The organism is Roseovarius sp. A46, assembly GCF_004126395.1.
GTDB classification, from domain to species: Bacteria; Pseudomonadota; Alphaproteobacteria; order Rhodobacterales; family Rhodobacteraceae; genus Roseovarius; species Roseovarius nitratireducens.
The window spans coordinates 1-7467 of record NZ_PVWS01000057.1 but is presented as its reverse complement, the minus strand read 5'-3'; the positions used below and the strand labels follow the sequence as shown (position 1 = coordinate 7467).

Genomic DNA, 7467 nt, shown 5'->3' with positions numbered 1-7467 from the left:
AAGGAAAGCATCGAGACGTCCGTGGCTGTGATAGACGAATTTTATGCTAACGCTCTGGATGCGAGCAATGGCGAATTCCTGTTGCAAGTCGTCGGCGTGCTGGACGATCCGTTCGCCGTGGCATGAAACGGAGTGAGGTTAATGCCAGATATTCCTCATCGCAGTCGGCAAGCCGGAGCTTGGCAATAGGTGAATGACCCATGTGTACGCTGGCAGTCAGTTTGAAAACGCGATCCGCTCAGGATGGATCGTCGTCATATCGGAGCCGGGTACGATTGGGGTGAACCGCAGTCACGGCGGTATCTGCGCCGGCGTTCAATTTGGGGCAGCGGGATTACGATAGAGGGATGTGCCAATGATTGTGATGCTCAGAGGCAATGTGGTGAATCATGTTAACGCTTGCGACACATCTACCCGTCCGGCTACTGATGGCAATCTGTGCGCCAAATGGGGTCGCAACGATGCGATGCCCGAAAAAACGCGCGGTGGAAATTCCATCGACGTCCACTCACCAAAATGGCACTGTGCAACATATGCAAGGGCTGTGCGGGAGGGATGGCGCCTCTTCGTGTGCCTCGTGCGCGCGACATATCGAGAACATGGGGGGCAAATGTCGACAAGTCCAACCCTGACCCCGGAAATGGTCGAGGCTCTTGACCTGTGCCCGACCGTGATCTTCGTGTTCGAAATCGAAGGGTTAAGGATTGTCGCGGCCAATGACGCGGCGGCCCGGACATACGGCTATTCCAAAGAAGAACTCACATCCATGACACTCATGGACCTGCGTCCAGAGCAAGAGGTGCCCCGGACTGCCATACTTGCCAGCCGGCTCCTGGATGGTCCCGATGCCCCGGGAAGGTTTCGTCACATCACCAAGGACGGTGAGACGTTCATCGCGGACGTTCACACTCAGCTTGTCGAGATGTCAGGTCAACTTTGCAAGCTTTCGATCATCCACGACGTGACGGAACTGGTCGCACAGGAGGAGGAGGCGCAGGACCTGTCTGCCGAGGCCTCGGCGCGTATCCGGGCGGCGAATGCGACAGCGGATCATTTCGCGGAGCTGTTCAATATCGCTCCGGGGCGTTTCGCGGTTCTCGACCCCGAGAGCCTTGCCGTGGTCGCAGTCAGCGACGCCTATCTAGGCGCGCTGGGCACGCCGCGCGACGAGGTGATCGGACAACCGCTTCCCAACCTGTTGCGCGGACGTATCGCGCGAACCGGCTGCGATGGTCTTGAAACCCTGCGGGACTCGCTGCGCCGCGTGGCCGATGGCGGAAGCAGGGATGTCATGGCGCAGGCGATCGCGCTGGCCGGACCATCCTCCGATACCGATGACGGGACCGCAGGGGTACAGTGGAGCGTGGTCAACATGCCGCTGACGCATCCGGACGGATCCGTGCGTTTCGTGCTGCACAGCCTGCATGAAAGATCAGACCGCAAAGACAGCAGCGCCCCGGAGAGCGACACGCTGCAACAGTTGCGCGGTCTCACGTCCGATCTGGGCAAGCAGGAGGCCGCAGCGCTGTCGCGCAGTCTGGCGGAACACCAAACGCTTGTCCGCAGCACCGCGCGCCTCTTGAAGGCGTATTCCTGGCGTTTCGATGTCGAGAAGCAGCAGCTTGAATGGCCGGACGAGCTGTTCGTACTCTTCGGTCTGCCGCTCGGATCCTCGGCACCGACATTCGATGAATACGTCGCGATGGTCCATCCAGATGACCGCGACGCGATGCTCGAAAATTACACCAAGTTCTTCGAAGGCGCGACCAGTGAGTTCTTCTTTGCCCACAGGATCGTCCGCTCCGACGGCACGGTGATCCACGTCAAGGGAGGGGCCGAACGGATCGCCGAGAACGGGCGCGAGATCCTGAGCGGCGTGGTGCAGGACGTGACGAGGGAAGCCGAGGACGAGGCCCGCGCGCGGCGCCGCGATTACCTGATGCGCGTTGCGGGTCAGGTTGGCCGCATCGGCGGCTGGCGCGTCGATCTGGACAGTCAGATCACGGAATGGTCCCCGGAAACCGCGGACATCTACGAAGCCCCTGACACTAGGCAGGTGGGCCTGCAACGCGCTCTGGGCTTCTATCCGCCGGAACACAGGGACAGGATCACCGACCGGTTCAACGCCTGCGCCGAAAATGGCCTCCCGTTCGACGAGGTGGTGCAGATCGTCAGCGCCCGTGGCAATCGGATCTGGGTCCGGGCCGTCGGCGAGGCGGAGCGCGATGAGGGTGGACGCATCGTTGCCGTTCTGGGCGCGCTTCAGGACCTGTCCGAATTCGTTCGGATCGACGAAGAGCGCCACGCCCTGCGCAACCGGCTGAGCCGGACGATCGAGGGCATGGGAGATGCCTTTTTCACGCTCGACCCGAAGTGGCGGTTCACCTACGTGAACCAACGGTGCGAATCCCTGCTGCGGCGCAAGCGCGAGGACCTGCTGGGCAAGAATATATGGTCGGAATTCCCCGAGGTGGTCGGAACCCGGTTTGAAACCGAGTATCGCCACGCCATGGAGTCGGGCGAATCGGTCGAGTTCTCGGAGTATTTCCCCCCGCTCGACATTTGGTTTCGGGTGACGGCCCATCCCTCGCGCGATGGTCTCGCGGTCTATTTCCGCGATGTCACGCGCGAGCGCCATCGCGCCCAGAGCCTGCGTATGCTCAACGCGGCAGTCACGCGGATGGACGATGTCCTGTTGATCACCAACGCGACCCCGATAGACGCCCCGGACGGGCCACAGATCATCTATGTCAACAACGCATTCGAACGGCTGACTGGCTACAGCGCAGAAGAGGCGATCGGCCAGACCCCGCGTTTCCTGCAGGGGCCCGACACCCAAAGGGACGAGCTGGACCGTATCCGGTCCGCTCTTGAATGCCAGGAACGTGTGCGCGCCGAGGTCATCAACTATACCCGTGACGGTCAGCCGCGCTGGATCGAGATGGACATCACCCCGCTAACCGATGCCGCGGGCAAGACCACGCATTATGTCGCCCTGCAACGCGACGTCACCGAGCGGCGCAAATGGGTTGAAAATCTCCGGGTTAGCGAAGAACGCTTCCGGCTGGTCACGGATGCCAGCAAGGACGTGATCTGGGACTGGGATGTTCGCGACGGATCGCTCTGGTGGAGCGACAAGCTGCGCACGGTGCTCGGATATGACCTTGGCACTACCCCCGCCCTCGCGACCGATATCACGGCCTGTGTGCACCCCGAGGACATCGAAAAGGTAAGATCCGGGCTCGTCCGCGTCGTCGAAGGCAAGGGCGACGTGTGGCAGGAAGAGTATCGTTTCCTGCGGGCGGACGGGCGCGTCGCCTATATCCGCGATCGTGCCGTCGTCTTGCGCGACGACAACGGCGAGGCCATGCGCGTGATCGGCAGCATGGTCGATGTAACGCAGGAGCGCGAAAGAGAGGCCATCCTGCGCCATTCCCAGAAGCTTGATGCCATCGGCCAGTTGACGGGTGGGGTGGCGCATGATTTCAACAATCTGCTGACCGTCGTGTTGAACAACGGCGATTTTCTTGTAGATAAGCTCGCCGAGCGGGAAGATCTGCGCAAAATGGCAGAGCAGATCGTCGGTGCCGCCGAACGCGGGGCCGAGCTGACCGCACGATTGCTCGCCGTAGCCCGGCAACAACCGCTTTCACCGCAGGTGACCGATCTGAACGAGGCCGTGCGCTCGATAGAGCCACTGCTGCGCCGCTCCCTCGGCGAAGACCTGGAAATGGAGGTCGTTCTGACCGATGACCTCTGGCTCGTCGAAATCGACCCCGGTCAGTTGGAGGCGGCGTTGCTCAACCTCACGCTCAACGCCCGCGATGCCATGCCGTCGGGTGGCAAACTGACCGTCGAGACCGCCAACACCTGGATCGACGCCGGAACCGCCAGCATGGTCGATATCGAGGAGGGCCCGTTTGCCGTCATCGCCGTGACCGATACCGGCGTCGGGATGTCGCAAAAAGTCAGGGACCGCGTGTTGGAGCCGTTCTTCACCACCAAGGCCGACGGGAGCGGGCTAGGGTTGCCCATGGTGTTTGGCTTCACCAAGCAGTCGAGCGGGCATCTCAAGGTGTATTCCGAGTCGGGCGAGGGCACGACGATTAAGCTCTATTTCCCGCGATCCAGTGCCGACGAGGTCGAAATACCAAGCGATATGGAGATCGCAGAGGTTCCGGCGGGACAGGGTGAACACATACTTGTTGTCGAAGACGATCCGCATGTCAGGCAGAATGTCGTCGCCACGGTCACCAGCCTTGGCTACCGGGTGACCGAGGCGAGGAACGCCGCGGAGGCGCTCGAAGTGCTGGATGGCAGCGACGACATCGCGCTGTTGTTCACCGATATCGTGATGCCCGGTGGAATGAACGGCCACGAGTTGGCGCTGGCCGCGCGTGAGCGCCGCCCCGATTTGCGCGTGCTGTATACCTCGGGCTACACCAAGAATGCGATCGTCCATCAGGGACGTCTCGATCCCGGGGTGGAGCTTCTGTCAAAGCCCTATCGCAGCCAAGACCTGGCGCAAAAGCTGCATTCCGTTCTGGCGGATAGCACGACGCGACAGTGACGCATCCTCAAGCGCGCGCATTCCCATAGGCATCACGCAAGAACAGCGGTGACACAGGCACCGCACATATTTGCACATGTCTGGAACGTTTTCTGAGATCAGGACCAAATAACGGCGAAAGTTTGGCCGCATGTAGGTGTCGTCGGCAAATGGGCCGGCGCACATACTGGGGGTAGGAAAATGACCAAAACGATGCTCGTTGGTGCCGACCGGGCACTTCTCAATGAAACCGCGGATTTGCTGCGCGAGGCCGGGAACCAGACATTGGTCGTCGCCGATGTCGGACGTGCCGAAAAGGAACTTTCGAGGTTCCGGCCCGAAATGATCGTGGTCTCGCTCGACGATCCCGAGGCCAACGGCTGGAAGTTCATGTTCCGGCATGGATTCAATGGCGAGGCACAGGTGATCGCGACGACGGCCAATGGTGAGGCCTCTCAGGAATTGACGGTCCTGCGCCTTGGTGCGCAAGACTACGTTCGCTTGCCGGTGCCAGCCGAAGTGCTTTTTGCACGGATCGCATTCCGCGCGCGACCGGTCGATAAGGAGCGCGACCGCTCCATGGAACAAAGCCTCGAAGTGAAGGGCAACCGTGGTACGCTTGTCATGGACAAAAGCCGTTTTCAGTCGTTCTGGCTGGGGCTCGAGCTGTTCCTGACCAAGACGGAATTCGGCCTGCTGCACGCGCTTGCCCGCCATGACGGGATGGTCAAGTCGCGCGAACAGTTGATCGAAACCATCTACGACTACGGCCATCAAGACGGGGTCAACGACCGCAATATCGACAGCCACGTAAAGCGGTTACGCAACAAGCTTCGGAAGCTTGATCCTGTGTTCGACGGAATCGAAACGATCTATGGGATCGGCTACAAGCTGAATCTCGACCGCACATGCCCCGCGAAGCAGAAGTCGCTGCCGTTTCAACAAACCCAAGGCAGCGGGTATTCCGCCCGCACAGGAGCGACCCGGCTCGTTCCGGTGCCACAATCGGTGATGTACGCGGCTCGAAGGTAACAACATGATGGATCGCCAGAGTGCCTTGGGGCGTGCGGGTTTGCCCGACCGCCCCGGGCGCACGTGGCCCCAGGTGATGAAGCAATCCGAGAAAACCGCCACAGGTAGAGCTTTGACCACATCGGTTAGCGTGACGTGGCACGGTATCGCCGCGGGCGAACGGACCGAAATGCCCGAGAAATTCAATCTCGGGATGGCCTAAGCCGGCGATCGCCTCAACGTCTTTCGCCGCCAATATCACTGCGCAAGGAACGGCCACCAGAGTCTCGTCCAGCGGATAGGCACTCTTTCAGGACTGACGAAATTCCGCGCGCGCCGAAAAATGATCAAGCAAGGCTGGCGATGACAGGGGTGACCCCCGTAATGAGGTCGTCCATAGATCACATGTCCTTGACGTAAGGCATCAAGTTACTAAACTCCAAGGGATTGATGTAGAAAAGAAACAACCGGTACTTGTTTGGCTTCAAGGACTGGAATACGATTGTAACGCATAACCAACGGTGAGATCGTGAGCCGCCCCAAGGTACTTCTCCTCGATGACGACGACCAGATTTCGAGGCTGCTTGACGAAGCGCTGTCAGAGGATGGGTGTGACGTTCTGATCGTAAGAACGATTGCCGAGTTTCAGCAAGAGCAAGCGAACCAACGCTTCGATATCTATATCGTTGATCTGGGATTGCCCGATGGCAACGGGCTTTCACTCATTCAGGAACTCGCACAGGATCCCGCGTGCGGGGTGATCATTGTAAGCGGGCGCGCGGCGGAAACTGATCGTGTAGTGGGCTTGGAGATCGGTGCCGACGATTACATAACCAAGCCGTTCCGTGTGCGCGAGGTATTGGCGCGCGTGCACGCCGTGCTGCGCAGGCTGCAGAAGCATCCCGCTCCGCCGACGCATCCGGCCGACGCCCCGGAGCCGGGGGCGTCCTCGAGTGGCTCCATCGATTTCGATGGCTACAGGCTGGATCTCGGCGCACGGCAGCTTTACGGGCGCGATGGCAGCGAGATCACCTTGACCACGGCAGAGTTCAACCTGCTTGCCGCATTGCTGCGCCACCGTGGACAGGTGCTCAACCGCGATCAGTTGATGAACGCGATCAAGGGGCGCGACTGGGAAAGTTACGACCGCGCAGTAGACAGTCTTGTCAGCCGCCTGAGGAGAAAAATGCCCACCCCCGAAGGGCGCTCTCACTACATCCGGACCGTTCACGGCATCGGCTATGCATTTTCCTTGCCTGCCTCTGCTCAAAAATAGGTTCGGACCTCGGTGCGTACGGCTGTTCACCCGGCTTTTCGTTGCCTTCATTCGGGGGTCCTGAACGCAGAAAGCCACCCGGGGGTGGCTTTTAGAGCATGTTGCTCAAAAGTGGGAACCGGTTTTGAGCTCCTTGAACATGCGAATCAAGGAGTTAGAGCGTGTCGCGTGAATGCGAATGAACGCGACACGCTCTAAGGCATTCCGCCTTTAACCTGAGACATATCCAGCAGCCTTGAAGTATTTCCAGCATTCTTGTGGCGAGTAGAGATCGCAGACCTCTGCTATGGCCTCGAACATGTCCGTGAACGTCCTCGCGCCGATGCNCAGGTTAAAGGCGGAATGCCTTAGAGCGTGTCGCGTTCATTCGCATTCACGCGACACGCTCTAACTCCTTGATTCGCATGTTCAAGGAGCTCAAAACCGGTTCCCACTTTTGAGCAACATGCTCTAATCCTGCATGCCCCGCTCGCGTGCCTCGGTCAGGATCATCGGTGTCCCGTGTGCTTGTGTAGAGTATGCGCGATGAGGCTGCCATGACCAAACAGGGGGTGATGGTGGCGGAGCATACCGCGATTATCCGGCGGGTTGTTGATCAGCCGCCAGCCCAGCCATATCGCGATTGAAGCGA

Annotated in this window: 3 protein-coding genes; all 3 read left to right on the top strand. The window is 59.9% G+C overall.

The window, feature by feature from the left end; all coding sequences use genetic code 11:
• Window positions 1-610: 610 nt before the first annotated feature.
• The 3 genes from C6W92_RS17100 to C6W92_RS17090 all read left to right on the top strand — a co-directional run bounded on the left by C6W92_RS17100 (window position 611) and on the right by C6W92_RS17090 (window position 6836).
• Window positions 611-4570, top strand: a complete 3960-nt coding sequence (locus C6W92_RS17100; RefSeq protein WP_164989288.1) for a PAS domain S-box protein — start codon at window positions 611-613, stop codon at window positions 4568-4570.
• Window positions 4571-4750: 180 nt separating this feature from the next.
• Entirely contained in the window at window positions 4751-5581 is an 831-nt protein-coding gene (locus tag C6W92_RS17095; RefSeq protein WP_129435303.1) for a response regulator transcription factor, read from the top strand.
• Between the two features lie 508 nt (window positions 5582-6089).
• Window positions 6090-6836, top strand: coding sequence for a response regulator transcription factor (locus C6W92_RS17090; protein ID WP_129435301.1), 747 nt, complete (start codon window positions 6090-6092; stop codon window positions 6834-6836).
• Window positions 6837-7467 lie beyond the last annotated feature (631 nt).

What these genes read in the sequence shown, in the direction of transcription:
- C6W92_RS17100 (WP_164989288.1), top strand. Translation starts at nt 611, where the DNA reads ATGTCGACAAGTCCAACCCTGACCCCGGAAATGGTCGAGGCTCTTGAC.
- C6W92_RS17095 (WP_129435303.1), top strand. Translation starts at nt 4,751, where the DNA reads ATGACCAAAACGATGCTCGTTGGTGCCGACCGGGCACTTCTCAATGAA.